Annotated in this window: 11 protein-coding genes and 1 riboswitch; all 11 genes read right to left on the bottom strand. The window is 64.4% G+C overall.

Annotated features, from left to right (window positions below):
• Window positions 1-162 precede the first annotated feature (162 nt).
• The 11 genes from ACIPY3_RS09535 to ACIPY3_RS09485 all read right to left on the bottom strand — a co-directional run bounded on the left by ACIPY3_RS09535 (window position 163) and on the right by ACIPY3_RS09485 (window position 15,705).
• A complete protein-coding gene (locus ACIPY3_RS09535) occupies window positions 163-1,434 on the bottom strand; it encodes an Ig-like domain-containing protein (protein ID WP_400333086.1) in 1,272 nt (423 codons plus the stop codon).
• Complete coding sequence (locus ACIPY3_RS09530) at window positions 1,431-1,940, bottom strand: hypothetical protein (protein ID WP_400333083.1); 510 nt, start codon at window positions 1,938-1,940, stop codon at window positions 1,431-1,433. The genes ACIPY3_RS09535 and ACIPY3_RS09530 overlap by 4 nt, the downstream gene beginning before the upstream one ends.
• Window position 1,941: 1 nt before the next feature.
• Window positions 1,942-2,808 (bottom strand): hypothetical protein, encoded by an 867-nt coding sequence (locus ACIPY3_RS09525; RefSeq protein WP_400333080.1) that lies wholly within the window; start codon window positions 2,806-2,808, stop codon window positions 1,942-1,944.
• A 92-nt stretch (window positions 2,809-2,900) separates the two neighbouring features.
• On the bottom strand, window positions 2,901-3,356 hold the full coding sequence (locus tag ACIPY3_RS09520; RefSeq protein ID WP_400333077.1) for a hypothetical protein: 456 nt from the start codon (window positions 3,354-3,356) through the stop codon (window positions 2,901-2,903).
• Between the two features lie 624 nt (window positions 3,357-3,980).
• Window positions 3,981-4,988, bottom strand: coding sequence for a lipoyl synthase (lipA, locus tag ACIPY3_RS09515; RefSeq protein ID WP_400333074.1), 1,008 nt, complete (start codon window positions 4,986-4,988; stop codon window positions 3,981-3,983).
• 103 nt (window positions 4,989-5,091) lie between these two features.
• The gene (locus tag ACIPY3_RS09510; protein ID WP_400333071.1) at window positions 5,092-6,519 is read right to left on the bottom strand and encodes an L-serine ammonia-lyase; all 1,428 of its coding nucleotides are present in this window, start codon (window positions 6,517-6,519) and stop codon (window positions 5,092-5,094) included.
• Window positions 6,520-7,733: 1,214 nt separating this feature from the next.
• Entirely contained in the window at window positions 7,734-9,053 is a 1,320-nt protein-coding gene (gene glyA / locus ACIPY3_RS09505; RefSeq protein WP_400333069.1) for a serine hydroxymethyltransferase, read from the bottom strand.
• Window positions 9,050-9,433 (bottom strand): glycine cleavage system protein GcvH, encoded by a 384-nt coding sequence (gcvH, locus tag ACIPY3_RS09500; RefSeq protein WP_400333066.1) that lies wholly within the window; start codon window positions 9,431-9,433, stop codon window positions 9,050-9,052. The genes glyA and gcvH overlap by 4 nt, the downstream gene beginning before the upstream one ends.
• Window positions 9,434-9,866: 433 nt before the next feature.
• Window positions 9,867-10,988, bottom strand: coding sequence for a glycine cleavage system aminomethyltransferase GcvT (gcvT, locus tag ACIPY3_RS09495; protein ID WP_400333064.1), 1,122 nt, complete (start codon window positions 10,986-10,988; stop codon window positions 9,867-9,869).
• 11 nt (window positions 10,989-10,999) lie between these two features.
• The gene (gene gcvP / locus ACIPY3_RS09490; RefSeq protein ID WP_400333061.1) at window positions 11,000-13,870 is read right to left on the bottom strand and encodes an aminomethyl-transferring glycine dehydrogenase; all 2,871 of its coding nucleotides are present in this window, start codon (window positions 13,868-13,870) and stop codon (window positions 11,000-11,002) included.
• A 157-nt stretch (window positions 13,871-14,027) separates the two neighbouring features.
• Window positions 14,028-14,127: riboswitch (glycine riboswitch) on the bottom strand.
• A gap of 84 nt (window positions 14,128-14,211) precedes the next feature.
• A complete protein-coding gene (locus tag ACIPY3_RS09485) occupies window positions 14,212-15,705 on the bottom strand; it encodes a PucR family transcriptional regulator (protein ID WP_400333058.1) in 1,494 nt (497 codons plus the stop codon).
• Window positions 15,706-15,814 lie beyond the last annotated feature (109 nt).

The raw sequence follows: 15,814 nt of genomic DNA, 5'->3' as shown, positions 1-15,814 counted from the left end.
GCCTTATCACTGGCGGCTCTGGCCGCGGGCTTCTGCCAGCAACTGCTCCGTCGGAGGGCCAGGGGACCTGCCGCAAGCCCAGACCGCACGGCCCGGAGCTTGCATGCGGGTTCCTTCCCGGAAGGGCAAACCAGGTGGTCGCCTGCACACAAGCTCCGGAGTCTAGAAGCTCGTAGCGTTCGGACTGGTGACCTGTGTGGTGGCCAGCGTGTTGCCCGCAATATCCGACAATCCGGACGACGGGGTGAACTTGGCTGCGGCTGCCCCCTGGGCTGTTGTGTTGGGGCTTCCCGAAGAGAGGGCACCCAAGGTGATCGTCAGGGTCTTCGCCGTTGGGTTCCACACCAGGATTGACGCGCTGGTAGTGGACCCCTTGAAGGACACAGACCCTGAATTTTCATAGTCCTTGCCGAGGGACACCGTGCCAAACCTGAAGGTGGAGCATGCACTGTTGGTGACGCTGACAGTGAGGCTGTCGGACGAGTTGATGGTAACCGTCACCTGGTTGCTGCCACTGATGGTCTGAGTAGCGGTGTCGCTTGACCAGGCGCTGCAGATCTTACTGGCGTCCAAGGCTTCCGAGTACGTGACGGTGATGGTGTCGTTTTCTTCGACCTTGCCGAGGTTGCCGCCACCGTTGCCAAGTTGAATGTTCGTGACGGTTGGGGCCGTGACATCCTTATTGGACGTATCCAGGCCGGGTTGGCTCGTATTTCCTGCGGCGTCGGTGGCCCGGGCGGAGTACGTTATTGTGCCGTCGTTGAGAGTACTCAGATTCAGGCCGCTGGTGGACCAATTGCCGGAGCCGTTTGCCGTGCGGGTCTGCGTCACGGTGTGTGCAGCGCCTCCGTCGGTGACGGTCAGCACAATCGTCGAGTTTGCCTCAGCAGTACCAGTGACAGGCACATTGGAAACATTGGAAGCTGTGACCAGCGTCGGTGCATTCACCGACGGTGCGTTGGGAGCTGTTGCGTCCACCGTGGTCGCGGTACTCCGCAGGCTCTCGCTGCCCTGCCACTGGGAGATCATTGGCGTCACGGCGTAGTACCAAGTACCCGTCGTTGCCGTGTCCGTGCAATTCAGGGCCGACACGGTTCCAGTACAGGTGCCGGATCCAGCCACTTTGGTTCCGCCGCTTGCAGCGGTGTAGCGGGAAATGCTGTACCCGACCACTGGCTTTCCTGCCGCCGTCGAACTTGCCGCCCAGGTGACCGTCACATTGCCGGCAAGCCCTACTGTGGCGACCGGCTTGGCGCCCTGTGCCACCGTGTCCGCCTTGGCGCCGCCGGCATTGCTGCTGACAGTCGTCCAGAATGCGCTGGCCGCAGGACCACCCCACGAAACCAGGAGTATCCCGAGCAAGACCACCATGACCCGGTTCCACCTGCCCATGGTGAACTTCTCCGGGGCTCCTTGGTTTGCTCGGCGGTTCACTTCTTGACCTCCAAGGTGACTGGGACGCTGAAGAGGGAGCCTTGGCAGGCAGACAGCGAGGCTGTGCTCATGCTTGCTGCGTTCGGGAGCCTCAATAGCGCCGAGGAATTGGCCGGAATGGTTACTTGCTGGGGTAGCGCCGGCGTAAGCGTCACGCCTGTTGTGGTGCAGCCAGGATGGGAGGCGTCGGCCGTGACTGCCCCATTCGGAGTGACGCCGATGACGGTGACGGCGTACGGATTGGGGTTGGTGGCGCGGAGTATGGCGTCCGCGGTCCCGCCTGGAACGAGGCTGTTTTGGGGAGTGTCACCACCGAGGAGTGCAACCACCGTGACAGTCTGCATGGTCCCATTAGTCGCAGCGCCAGCGCCTGCCCCGGTGGTGGCCCAGTAGGCGTAAGCGGAACCAACGCCGCCCAGGATGCACAACGCAACCGTGGCCGCCGCCGTTCGGGCGAACCTGCCTGGCTGCGTGGGCCTGACGCGGGGCGCGCGGGAGAAGTTCATGTCAGTTGCCCTGTCCCGTGCCGGAGTAGGTGAGTTGAAGGGTGGCGCCTTTGCAACCGTCTTGAAGGAGAGGCGTGTCCAGCATGGTGATCCGGGGCCAGCCCGTTTCGGCTACGCCCAGGCCGGAAAGTGAGCTGGGACCGGGTTGAACGGCAAGCGGATAAGCCCCGGTGTACTGCGTGATGCTGTAGTCAGCAGCACTGCAGGGAAGGCCCGCTGCAACAGCTGCAGGCGTGCGCACTACCTGGCCAATGGCGACAGCGAGGTTCGTCACGGCAATGCTCTTGCGTTCAGGGTTCGAGATCTGCAGGTCCAGGGGGAGGGAAACACCGGGAGCGAGCGCACCGGACAGCGAAGCGGAAACGCCGAAGGTCCTCTTGACCTCCTTGACCTGCAACTGCGCTTTCGCCGTGTTGGACTGAACCGCCCCGCTGGTTGCCGTCACGGTGAAGTCGGATTTTCCCGCGGGTGTGGTGGGTGACGTCGAGACGGTCAGAGTCGCTTTTGCCGAACCGCCGGATGCCAGAACCACCGACGACGGCGACCAACCCGCCGTCGTTCCCGTGGGGAGTCCGGCGGTGGACAGAGAGACGGTCCCGGAGAGACTTCCCGTAGCCGAAACAGATACTTCGTAAGTGGCCGACTGTCCTTGATCGACACTGCGGCTGGCAGGTGACAGCGCCACAGTCAGGCCCTTGGATCCATTCCCTGACGCGGCCTGCCCACCATTTTGCCCGACACGAAGGACACCGCAGGCGGCCAAGGTGGTCACCACGGCCAAGACAACCAGCAGTCCCAGGATGGATGTGCGGATTGCTGCTCCGGGTCCACGGAAAAAGCTTGTGCCAAACACTGGGAGGTGGGCCATGGGGTCTCCTTCCGGGCTGAAGCGATGAGATCTTGACGGGACGAACCAGCCGGGGCCCTCCTCGTTCGAGGCGGTCCCCGGCTGGCGGAGTGTTAGTTGCTGGTGACGTTGACCGTCACGATCGCCGACTTGCAGGCGTCCTGGTTCACGGTGGCGTTGTCGTTGAACTTCAGGACGCCGCTGCCCACAGATGTGCCGGTCGCGTTGGCGGCGACGAGTGAATTGCTGGTCACCGCAGTGACTTCGAACCACGCCGGAAGACAGCCGGCAACGTTGGTGGTGACGTTCGCCGTGAGTGCACCAACCACAGTGCCGGTGGTGGTGGAGTTGTCCGCAGTGTAAGCAACATTGACCTGGTTGCCTGGCGCCAAGCCGCCCGCAAAGGTGGCGTGCAGCGTGACCGTACCGCCGCCGGTGGAGTTCGTGGCTGAGCCGCTTCCGGAACCCGTGGTGGTCCAGTAAGCGTAGGCTGCGCCGCCACCGACGGCGACGAGTGCCACGCCTGCGACGGCGGCGGTGATACGGCTCTTCTTGGAAAGCTTGCGCATGGTAAGGCTCCTTGGTTGATTCACAGTCCAGGGAGCCGCGTCGCAACCCCCAGCATCCGATCGTTGTTGTTCGGATGAAGCGATGCCCCCAATGGTTCAGGCAGTCCAAGGCCCGTGGCTACTCTCGGATGTACCCCACTTTTCTTCTCGAACAAGGGGCTGGAAGTACCCTCATTCCGCAGGCAAGTACTCAGTTTTGGGAAGTCCGGCTACTTGGTTTCGTTGACCCGTTGCAGTTCGCCGGGGTCACGCTGATGGTGCTGGCCCGCTGTTCAATTCCGCGCCAACACGGGGCTCCGCACCCGCAGGCGCCGCTCCCGCACTCGGCCTTCCCGCTCGATGGAAAGGGCCCTTTGCTTTGTCCTTGATTTTTAGGGTCCGGCTCTTGCCGCACCGGGCCCTCCCGAGGCGTGCTGCGCGAACTTTGTGCCTGTCTTGAGCAAAAACTGCGCTGATGTTCGAACGGTCCGGGTGTGTGACTTAACCACGACGGCGGTCCGGTCGCCTTCGCGAGGTGACCAGACCGCCGTCGTACTTCTCTGGCTGTTGTTGCTCCGCGTCTGACTCGAACACCTCCGTCATGCCGGCGGATTCGCAGTCCCGCTGCGGTGCTGCGGTTTTTGGTTAGCCGTGTGCGGCGAGGATGGTGGAGGCTTCCTGGCGGGTGGTGCCGGAGGATTCGATGTGGGCGAGGGCTTCGGGGATGTCCCAGCCCTTTTTGCGCATCGCGGTGGCCCAGAGCCGGCCGGCCCGGTAGGAGGAGCGGACCAGGGGCCCGGACATGACGCCGAGGAAGCCGATCTCTTCGGCCTCGTGCTGGAGGTCCACGAATTCCTGGGGCTTGACCCATCGGTCCACGGGCAGGTGCCGCTCGGACGGGCGCAGGTACTGGGTGATCGTGATCAGGTCACACCCGGCGGCGTGCAGGTCCCGGAGGGCTTCGGAGATCTCGTCCCGGGTTTCGCCCATGCCCAGGATCAGGTTGGACTTGGTCACCATGCCCAGGTCCCGGCCCTGGGTGATGACATCCAGGGAGCGTTCGTACCGGAACGCGGGACGGATCCGCTTGAAAATGCGGGGTACGGTCTCGACGTTGTGCGCGAACACCTCGGGCTTGGACTCGCAGATCGCGGCGATGTGTTCGGGTTTGCCGGAGAAGTCCGGGATCAGCAACTCCACCCCGGTGCCGGGGTTCAGTTCATGGATCTTGCGGACCGTTTCGGCGTACAGCCACACGCCCTCGTCTTCGAGGTCGTCACGGGCCACCCCGGTCACGGTCGCGTACCGCAGCTGCATGGCCTGCACGGACCGGGCCACCTTGGTGGGTTCGAACCGGTCCAGCGGGGAGGGCTTGCCGGTATCGATCTGGCAGAAATCACAGCGCCGCGTGCACTCGGACCCGCCGATCAGGAACGTCGCTTCCTTGTCTTCCCAGCACTCGAAAATGTTCGGGCACCCGGCCTCCTCACACACCGTGTGCAGGCCTTCCTTCTTCACCAGGTTCTTCAACCCCACGAACTCCGGCCCCATCTGGACCTTCGCCTTGATCCACTCAGGCTTACGCTCAACAGGGACTTGGGCGTTGCGGGCCTCGACGCGCAGCAACTTACGGCCTTCAGGTGCCAATGTCATGGGAGTTCCTTCGTTGTGTTCTGTAGATTCGTGCCGACTGTGCGTTGTGGGCCCGTTGTACATCCCCGCTGCGGAATTAACGCGCAAAGCGGGCCTGGCAATCTCAGCATTCGACGACGTTGACGGCCAGGCCGCCCATCGCGGTTTCCTTGTACTTATGGGACATGTCCTTGCCCGTCTCACGCATCGTGACGATCACTTCATCCAACGACACCCGGTGCGTCCCATCCCCCCACAGCGCCATCTTCGCCGCGTTGATCGCCTTCGCCGCCGCGATCGCGTTCCGCTCAATACACGGAATCTGCACCAACCCGCCAATCGGATCACACGTGAGCCCCAGGTTATGTTCCATCGCGATCTCCGCCGCGTTCTCCACCTGCCCCGGAGAACCACCCATCACCTCAGCCAACCCCGCAGCAGCCATCGACGACGCCGACCCCACCTCACCCTGGCACCCCACCTCAGCACCGGAAATCGACGCCTGCTCCTTATACAACACACCCACCGCACCAGCAGCCAACAAGAACCTGACCACCACATCATCACGGTCAGCCTGGGACGCCTGATCCATGCCCGGGGCGTAATGCAACGCGTAATACAACACCGCCGGAATAATGCCCGCCGCACCATTCGTCGGAGCCGTCACCACCCGCCCACCGGAAGCGTTCTCCTCATTCACAGCAAGAGCGATCAGGTTCACCCACTCCTGCCAATACTTCGGATCGTTCCGGTCCTTGTCCTCCTTCAACAACCGCTCCAACCAATCAGGAGCACGACGCCGGACCCGCAACCCGCCCGGCAACACACCCTCACGCTTCAAACTGGTTTCGACACAGGCCTCCATCACCGCCCAGATATGCAACAAACCCTCCCGGATCTCCCCCTCGGACCGGGACGCCCGCTCGTTGATCAGCATGATGTCACTGATCCCCAACCCCTTGGACTGGCACCGGCCCAACAACTCCGCCGCCGTCCGGAACGGCAACGGCAACTCAGCCTTGGACTCCTCCAACTCCGCCTGAGCCGAGTCCTCCTCGCCCTCACGCACAATGAACCCGCCGCCCACCGAGAAGAACGTCGCCTCCCTCAAGACAACCCCCTCGGCATCGCTCACCGCGAACTTCATCCCGTTCGTATGCCGCGGCAGCACGGTCAACGGATGAAGCACCATGTCCTCCACGCCATACGGCAAACGGACACCACCGCCGGCGCCGGAACCACCAACAGCACCAGCCAGGTTCAACACACCGGTCTCAGCGATCGCCGCCAACCGCTCCTCCACCTCATCAGGCAGAATCAACTCCGGCTCGAACCCCTCCAACCCCAGCAACACCGCCGTGAACGTCCCGTGCCCCTTACCCGTCGCCGCCAACGAACCATACAAATCAACCCGCAACCCCGCCACAGCAGACAACACACCCGACTCAACCAACTCCCGGGCAAACACCGCCCCAGCACGCATCGGACCCACCGTATGCGAACTCGACGGACCAATACCCACAGAGAACAAATCGAAAACACCAACAGCCATGGCCGGGATCCCTTTCGGGGTTGAAGGACAAACAAGATGGGAGGCAAAACAAGAATGTGGGGCCGGGCCAAATCCCGAGCCAAGGCGGCCCGGCCCCCGTGGAGGTCCCAGTGCGAACCTCCAAACCCGGTAATGACGTGGGGCATCCGTTCCCAGCGAATGCCCCACCCGGGTAGATCAATATGCAGCGAGTGCACTGCGGCCCTAGGCAACGCCCCGCCACTCAAGCGGCCGCTCGGGCGACGGCCAGCCTCACCAGCAGCCACTCGGGCGACCACCAGCCTCACCAGCAGCCACTCGGGCGACCACCAGCCTCACCAGCAGCCACTCGGGCGACCACCAGCCTCACCAACGGCCCGTCGGGAGCGGGGTCCTCTGCGGCCTCGGTCGCTTAGGCGCCCGCTGGGCGGACGCGAAGCTCCCTTGGACGGCCGCTGCCGGACCCCACTCCCAAAGGGGCCACCTCCAGGTCACCTCCGTTTCGAGGTACCGCTGCCAAACATGCCGTGCGCACGGCACACCCCGCAGCAATCCCCCGAATCGGTGAACGAGCCCACACCCAAACCAACCCGCGCCCCGGCACACCCCCGGTAGGTGGACCCCCCAACAACCAAACCCACGAACCGGAGAGCCCGCACACACCCAAACCAACCCGCGCCCCGGCACACCCCGGCAGGTAGATCCGTTTCCCAACAAACGAACCCGCGAACCCGTCTCGGCCACTTCGACCCGGACCACCGGCCTGGCACACCCCGGGCAGGTAGACCCCCAACAATCAAACCCACAAACCGGAGAAGGGGCCCACACCCGAACCAACCCCGCGCCCAAGGACCACTTCGGCAGGTAGACCCATTACCCCAAGAAACGAATCCGCGAGTCCGCCCCGAACACCGGCCACCCCGATGCCAGCTCCTATGGGGTTGGCACCCGGACGCTGGCTCCTTGAAGGCCGGCGTCCCGAGGCTGGCCCCTTTGTGGCGGGTATCCGGAAGCGTGCGTCCAAGGGAGCATCGCATCCGCCCAGCGGGTACCTTTGCGACCGAGCACGCGGAGGATAACTGCCTCAACGGGCCCCAACTGCGGAGGACGTCGGCCCCTGCGGGCCTGGGGTCCGGCAGCGGGCGTCCAAGGGAGCATCGCATCCGCTCAGCGGGTGCCTTTGCGACCGAGCCCGCAGAGGACCTCAGGCTCGCCGGGCGAACGCAACCTACAACCTAGCTAAGGCCAGCTACGCCAGGGTAAAGGGGATGGGTAGAGGCTAGTATCTCGACGCGGTGACGGAGCCCCGAGAGGTCCGCATCGGCGTCGGCGATCAAGGCTTCGGCGATGATGTCCGCAACCTCGCGGAAGGCTGCTTCACCGAATCCGCGCGTAGCCAACGCAGGCGTGCCGATGCGCAGGCCGGAGGTGACCATGGGCGGGCGCGGGTCGAAGGGGACGGCGTTGCGGTTGACGGTGATGTCGATCGCGGCGAGGCGGTCTTCGGCTTGCTGGCCGTCGAGTTCGCAGTTGCGCAGGTCCACGAGGACCAGGTGGACGTCGGTGCCGCCGCTGACAACGGAGATACCTGCCGCTGCTACGTCGGGCTGGACCAGTCGTTCGGCGAGGATCCGGGAGCCAGCCAGAACGCGGGACTGGCGCTCACGGAACTCTTCGGAGGCGGCGATCTTGAATGCCACGGCCTTGCCCGCGATCACGTGCTCCAGCGGTCCACCCTGTTGACCGGGGAACACGGCCGAGTTGATCTTCTTGGCGATGTCGGCGTCGTTGGAGAGGATGATGCCTCCACGCGGACCGGCCAGGGTTTTGTGGGTAGTGGAGGTGGTGACGTGGGCGTGCGGGACGGGCGAGGGGTGCAGCCCCGCGGCAACCAGGCCGGCGAAGTGCGCCATGTCCACCATCAAGTAAGCCCCAACAGAATCGGCGATCCGGCGGAACTCGGCGAAGTCCAACTGCCGCGCATAAGCGGACCAGCCGGCAACGATGAGTGCGGGCTTGTGCTCCTGGGCCAAGCGCTCAACCTCGGCCATGTCCACGGTGTGGGTGTCCTCGCGAACGCCGTAGGGGACCACGGTGTAGAGCTTGCCGGAGAAGTTGATCCGCATGCCGTGCGTGAGGTGGCCGCCGTGGGCCAGGTTCAGGCCCATGATGGTGTCGCCCGGCTTGATCAGCGCGTGCATCACTGAGGCGTTGGCCTGGGCACCGGAGTGCGGCTGCACATTCGCGTACTCGGCACCGAACAAGGACTTGATGCGGTCGATCGCGAGCTGCTCGATCACGTCAACGTGCTCGCAGCCGCCGTAGTAGCGCTTGCCCGGGTAGCCCTCGGCGTACTTGTTGGTCAGCACCGAACCCTGCGCCTGCATCACGGCAACCGCGGTGTGGTTCTCGGAGGCGATCATTTCCAGGCCACCGCGCTGGCGGCCGAGTTCGTCGTCGATCTTTGCCGCGATCTCCGGGTCCAGCTCGGAGAGCTGGGCGTCCAACGACGGCGAGACGACCTGCTCGAATTCAGTCACGGATACCGGGTTCACAGTTCACCTCCGTTGGCTGCGGCGTATTCCTCGGCCGTCATGAGCGGGCCTTCTTCAGTGGCGGCAACCTTGAAGAGCCAGCCGGCACCGTAGGGATCGTTGTTGATGAGGGCGGGATCTCCGACCACGGCGTCGTTGATCTCGATCACTTCACCGGTCACGGGCGAGTACAGGTCGGACACGGACTTGGTGGACTCGACCTCGCCGCAAGTCTCCCCCGCGGTCACCGTGGAGCCGACCTCGGGCAGGTCCACATACACAATGTCGCCCAAGGCATCGGCGGCCACGGCCGAGATCCCAATCCCCACAGGCCCACCCCCATCGGCAGCAACCCACTCATGCTCAGCCGAGTACTTCAGCCCGGCAACTACTTTGCTCATATCAATTCCTAACTTCTCGTTTGTCTAGAAACTCTTTGTGTCCTGGAACCCGGTTGGGTGGCGGGGAACCGGATCCCTCCGCGGGCTCGGTCGCGAGGACGCCCGCTGAGCGGACGTGTCGCTCCCTTAGACGCCCGCTTCCGGGATCCGCTTCCTCGCCCGCCGATCGTCACCACCACGCCACTCGCCATGGGAAAACCGCAAACCACCGCTTGGAACCAACCTGCGGCAGGTTGACCCGCATCCCCAACGCTTAGTAGTTCACACATCGCCCAAGTCACCCGCCGAACAGGTGACAAGAGCGCCCCTTCGGGTCCGGCGTCCGGCAGCGGGCGTCTAAGGGAGCATCGCATCCGCTCAGCGGGTGCAATTGCGACCGAGCCCGCAGAGGACGCCGGACCCGACGGGCCAGGTGACCCACGGCGTCGCCGGGCTACTTGGAACGTTTGTAGAACGGCAGCGGCACAACTTCGAACGGCTCGGCTTTTCCGCGGAGGTCCACCTCAACCACGGTGCCCACAGCGGAATGCTCGACGTCGACATACGCCAGCGCTACCGGGTAACCGAGCGTGGGGCTCGGCTGCCCTGAGGTCACTTCGCCGATCAGGGAACCGTCCTTGAGGACCGAGTAGTGGCCGCGGGCCGCACGACGACCGGCCCCCTTGAGGCCCACGAGCTTCTGCCCGATCGTGGCGCCGACACCGGCTGCCTTGATCGCGGCCAGCGCGTCCTTGCCCACGAAGTCGCCTTCCTTGGCCAGGGCAACCACGGGTCCGAGTCCGGCGGCATAGGCGTTGACGTGGCGGGAGAGCTCGTTGCCGTAGAGCGGCATGCCGGCTTCGAGGCGCAGGGAGTCGCGGGCTGCGAGGCCGGCGGGGATCAGGCCGTGGCCTTCGCCGGCTTCCAGCAACGCTTCCCACAACGCAGGTGCGTCTTCGTTGGGGACATAGATCTCGAAGCCGTCTTCGCCGGTGTACCCGGTGCGGGCCAGCAGGAGCTCGTCACCGGCGATGGTGACCTCAACAGCGGCGTAGTACTTCAGCTCCGTAACCAGTGCGTGCTGCTCGACGGGGACCAACGTTAGCAGGATGGCCTCGGCGTTGGGACCTTGCACAGCGATCAGCGAGGTCTCAGCGGAGGCGTCCTCCACCACAACGTCGAACCCGGCGGCACGCTTCAGCAACTCCGCGGCCACAACCGCAGCGTTACCCGCGTTCGGAACCACGAGGTACTTCTCGGGACCGCGTCGGTACGTGATGAGGTCGTCGATGATCCCGCCGTCGTTGTTGCAGATCAGCGAGTACTTGGCCTTGCCGTCGGCGATCGCGGACAGCTTGCCCACCAGTGCGTAGTCCAGGAAGGCGCCGGCGTCAGGACCGGTGACCCAGACTTCGCCCATGTGGGAGAGGTCGAACAGGCCTGCGGCGTTGCGCACGGCGTGGTGCTCAGCAAGCTCGGACTCGTACTTGAGGGGCATCTGCCAGCCGCCGAAGTCGGTGAAGGAAGCGCCGGCCTTTTTGTGCTGCTCGTAGAGAGCGGTGTAGTTCTCAGACATGTCGGGATCCTTTAGTTCTCAAACTCTGCTGTGTTTTCCTCGAACGCTTCGAGGGGAGGGCAGGAGCACACCAGGTTGCGGTCGCCGGCTGCGCCGTCGATGCGGCCGACGGGCGGGAAGTACTTGTCCTGCTTGAGGTTCGGCACTGGGAAGGCGGCCTGCTCACGCGTGTAGTCACGCTCCCAGGAGGAACTTACGACGGCGGCTGCCGTGTGGGGTGCGTTGCGCAGCGGGGAGTTCTCCACGGAGAAGTCACCGGCAGCAACCTGTTCGATCTCGGCCCGGATGGTGATCATGGCTTCGATGAACCGGTCGATCTCGGCGAGGTCTTCCGACTCCGTCGGCTCCACCATCAAGGTCCCGGCCACCGGGAACGCCAGCGTCGGAGCGTGGAAGCCGAAGTCGATGAGGCGCTTGGCCACATCCTCAGCCGTAACGCCCGTGCGGGCAGTGAGTTCGCGGAGGTCCAGGATGCACTCGTGGGCAACGAGTCCGCCTTCGCCTGTGTAGAGGATCGGGAAGTGCTCGTCCAGGCGGGAAGCAACGTAGTTCGCCGCCAGCAGCGCCGACTTGGTGGCCTCGGTCAGTCCTTCGCCGCCCATGAGCTTCACGTAGGCCCAGGAGATCGGCAGGACACCGGCCGAACCGAAACGGGAAGCCGAAATCGCCACGCCACCCTCTGAAGAAGATGCGTTGTTGGCGTCGCCAGGCATGAACGGCGCCAGGTGAGCCTTCGCAGCGACCGGACCAACACCGGGTCCGCCGCCGCCGTGGGGGATGCAGAAGGTCTTGTGCAGGTTCAGGTGGGATACGTCCCCGCCGAACTTACCCGGCTGGGCCAGGCCAACGAGCGCGTTGAGGTTCGCCCCATCCACGTATACCTGGCCACCAGCCTCATGCACGGCATCGCACACCTCAACGACATCGGCGTCGTACACACCGTGCGTGGACGGGTACGTGATCATGATGCACGAAAGCACCTCACGGTTGGCCTCGATCTTGGCCTTGAGGTCATCGTGGTCGATGGTGCCATCAGAAGCCGTGGCCACCACCACCACCTTCATGCCAGCCAGCACAGCCGAAGCAGCGTTCGTGCCGTGCGCAGAAGCCGGAATCAAACAAATGTTCCGCTGCGAATCGCCGTGGGAAAGGTGGTACCCGCGGATCGCCAAGAGACCTGCGAGCTCACCCTGGGAACCGGCGTTGGGCTGGATGGAGACCTGGTCGTAGCCCGTGATCTCCGTCAGATCAGCTTCCAACCCGGCAATCAGCTCGCGCCAGCCAGCGGTCTGGGAATCCGGAGCGAACGGGTGGATAGATGCGAACTCCGGCCAGGAAATGGCTTCCATCTCAGCCGTGGCGTTCAGCTTCATGGTGCACGAACCCAACGGGATCATGGTGCGGTCCAGCGCGAGGTCCCGATCGGACAGCTTGCGGATATAGCGCAACAGCTGCGTCTCGGAACGGTGCGTGTTGAACACCGGGTGCTGAAGGAAATCCGAGGTCCGGACAACATCTGAAGGCAGCTGGAACCCTGCAGCGTCCCCTACCGGACCGGCACCAAAGGCGACGGCCACCGCGGACAGGACCTCCGGCGTCGTGGTTTCATCAAGCGAGACACCCACGGTGTCCTCATCGATGAAGCGGAGGTTGATGCCGCGTGCTTCGGCGGCGCCGATCACCTTGGCGGCCTTGCCTGGGACGCGGACCGTGAGGGTGTCGAAGAAGGAGTCGGCCACGAGTTCGCGCCCGGCCTTCTCCAGCGCGGTAGCCAGGACACGGGCATGGCCGTGGACGGTTTCGGCGATCGCCTTGAGCCCTTCGGGACCGTGGTAGACCGCATACATCGAGGCGACAATGGCGAGCAACGCCTGGGCCGTGCAGATGTTGGACGTGGCCTTCTCGCGGCGGATGTGCTGCTCGCGGGTCTGCAAAGCGAGGCGGTAGGCGGGCACGCCGGCGTTGTCCTTGGACACACCCACGATGCGGCCCGGAAGCGTACGCTCCATGCCATTGCGGACAGCCATGTAAGCGGCGTGCGGGCCACCGAAGAACAGCGGCACGCCAAAGCGCTGGGCGGTTCCGACGGCGATATCGGCACCTTGTTCGCCCGGGGGCGTGATGAGGGTGAGCGCCAGCAGGTCGGCAGCGACGGTGACCAGGGCACCGCGTTCCTTGGCAGCAGCAATCACCGGAGCGTGGTTGAAGACCCGGCCCGAGACGCCGGGCTGCTGCAGGACGATACCGTTGATGTCGCCGTCGGGCAGGCCGTCGGAGAGGTCCGCAACAAGAACCTCGAAGCCCAACGCCTCCGCGCGGCCCTTCACGATCGCGATGGTCTGCGGCAGGAGGTCGGCATCCAGGACGGTCTTGCCATCCTTCGCGGACTTGTCCTTGTTCGCCCGGCGCATGAGCAGCACAGCCTCGGCCACAGCGGTGGCTTCGTCCAACAGCGAAGCGTTGGCGATCGGCAGGCCGGTCAGGTCCTGCACCATGGTCTGGAAGTTCAGAAGCGCCTCAAGGCGACCCTGCGAAATTTCCGGCTGGTACGGCGTGTAGGCCGTGTACCAAGCGGGGGATTCGAGGATGTTGCGGCGGATCACCGGCGGCGTCACGGTGTCGTAGTAGCCCTGGCCGATCATCTGCACGGCGGTCTTGTTCTTGGACGCCAGCCTGCGGAGTTCGGCCAGGACCTCAACCTCGCTCAGCGCCTTCTGCAGCGTGAGCGGTGAGGACTGGCGGATGGAATGGGGAACAGCGACGTCCACCAGGCCGTCGACGGAGTCGTAGCCGATGGCCTTGAGCATGGTGTCAATATCGGCCTGGCGGCGGGCGCCGATGTGCCGATCCGCGAATGCGGTTGGGGAGGATTGAACAGTCAAGAGGAACTCCAGGATTCAGGCGCCCGCTGAGCGCCATGGTGAATATGGGTTCCTCCCCGCTCTGTATTGGACCTGAGAGATTCCGTGAACTGTGGTTCCGCATAGTTCACTTGCACCGTCGGTGAGCCCGGTTGCCCGGACTGCTTTCCAGAGTTGCCTCGCCGCGGCGGTACATGGGCCTGAGAGATTCCTGGGGAGGATTTGCTCCTACGGCGCCTGACTGGATGTACCCGGCAGGACTCTCCCGCCGCAGATCAAAAGCGTTTGCGCCACCTCAGTGACACGCTTCACACCATAGCGGGTCACGGCGAAAAAGCGCAAGGCAGGTGTTCTCCCGGAGGCTAGCAGTGCATCGCCTCGTGGACCTGCAACGCCAGCCACAGCTGCGCCAACGTTGACGTTTCACCCATGTCCAACCCCGTCAGCTCACCGATTTTCCGGATCCGGTAGATGATGGTTTGCCGGTGCGTGAAGAGCGCGGACGCCGTTTTCTGCCAGGAACGCTGCGAGTCCAAGTACGTCTTCAGGGTGACCATCAGGTCGCCGTCCTGGCGCTGTTCGTAGTCGAAAACCGGGCCCAAAAGTCGCTGGACCAATGCTGTTCCCTCTTCGAATCCGGTCAACCCCAGCCAGCTCGGCCCTTCCGCGTCTCGGGCCAACCCGAGCTTGTTTGCTTTCGCCGAACCCAGCGCCCAGAGCGACTCCTGGAGTGCCTGCTGCAGTCCCCCAACCGCTGCCGCGGAGCTCACGCCAATGGTGGTTCCAGCTGGGGCGCAGTGCCTCAGGAGTTCATCGGCAACCTCCGACGCAACCACCATGTGCAGCCGGTCGTTCCGTCGCAAGGAGGCCGCCGCAGTCCCGTGCCGCCACAGGTCGACGTGCACGTTGGCCAGCCTGTCGCCGTCGTCCGCTGACAGCGAGGCGACCACGAAACTTTGGGCAGGCACCCCGAAAGCCTCCAGCCGCCGTTCCATTTCCGCCGTCCCCAGGCGGCCGTCCAGCGCTTGGAGGAGGAACTCGCCGGCCAGCCGGTGCCGCCCCTCCAGCGAGAGCACGATGCGCGCCAACTGCAGTCCCAGCACGGTTGCGGCATGCAAAAGTACGACGGCGTCAGGGTGCGGTTCGCTGGTGGGCAGCACCACCAGGAGCGCATTCGCGTGCGCGGGAATGTCCATGGTCAGCACATGCCTGCCGCGGATCCGGTGCCATTGGAAGTTCTTGCCCGCAACGGACACCTGGCCCGGATGCGGTGACCATTCGTCCACCAGGAAGTTCGGCAGGGCCTGGCCGTCCGGATGCCACGGGTGGAGGCAGCTTCGGTCCACCACGAAGAGCTCGGCGTCCAGCTCCGTGGCCAAGCGCAGCACCAGGCTCTGCCAGTGGTCCTCGGAAGCACCGGCGGTGCGCAGGAGGTCGTAGACCCGGGCCGTTTGGCGGAGCCTGCGGGACTCTTCGAGCAGCGACGATTCCGCTACGGACCTTGCTATGGCAATGAACGGCAGCGGATACGGGATGTTGATCAGCGGGAGTGGCAGGTTGTCGCATGCCTCAAGGAATTCCGCGGTGAGGGGCGGGGCGTGCATCTTCTCGCCGATCGCGAGTGCGCTGGCACCGGCGTCCATCAGGGCCTGGGCGAGCGCCACTTGGCCCTCCGGGTCTGCCGGCACGGAGAGTCCGTTGGTCATCATGAGTTCGCCACCAGTGACCCATTCCCAAAGGCGCGGCAGGTCCGAGGTGTGGGCCCAGGTGACGCGGTTGTCCGCCCCTCCCCCACCCGCCAGAAGGGTGAGTCCAAGCTGCGGTTCGGCGACCAGTTCGGCGACGGTGATGGCCACGGGATGCGCTCCAGTTCTGCGTACTTTCGGGGTGCTTAGACGTTCGTCTAAACCGATTCGTCAGATGTAAACAATGCACGAATATACGCGGTGACGCGCATCACGAAAA

The organism is Paenarthrobacter sp. NPDC089714, from assembly GCF_044748905.1.
Lineage (GTDB): Bacteria > Actinomycetota > Actinomycetes > Actinomycetales > Micrococcaceae > Arthrobacter.
Note: the sequence above shows the minus strand (reverse complement) of the source record. Positions and strands in the feature narration are given on the sequence as shown.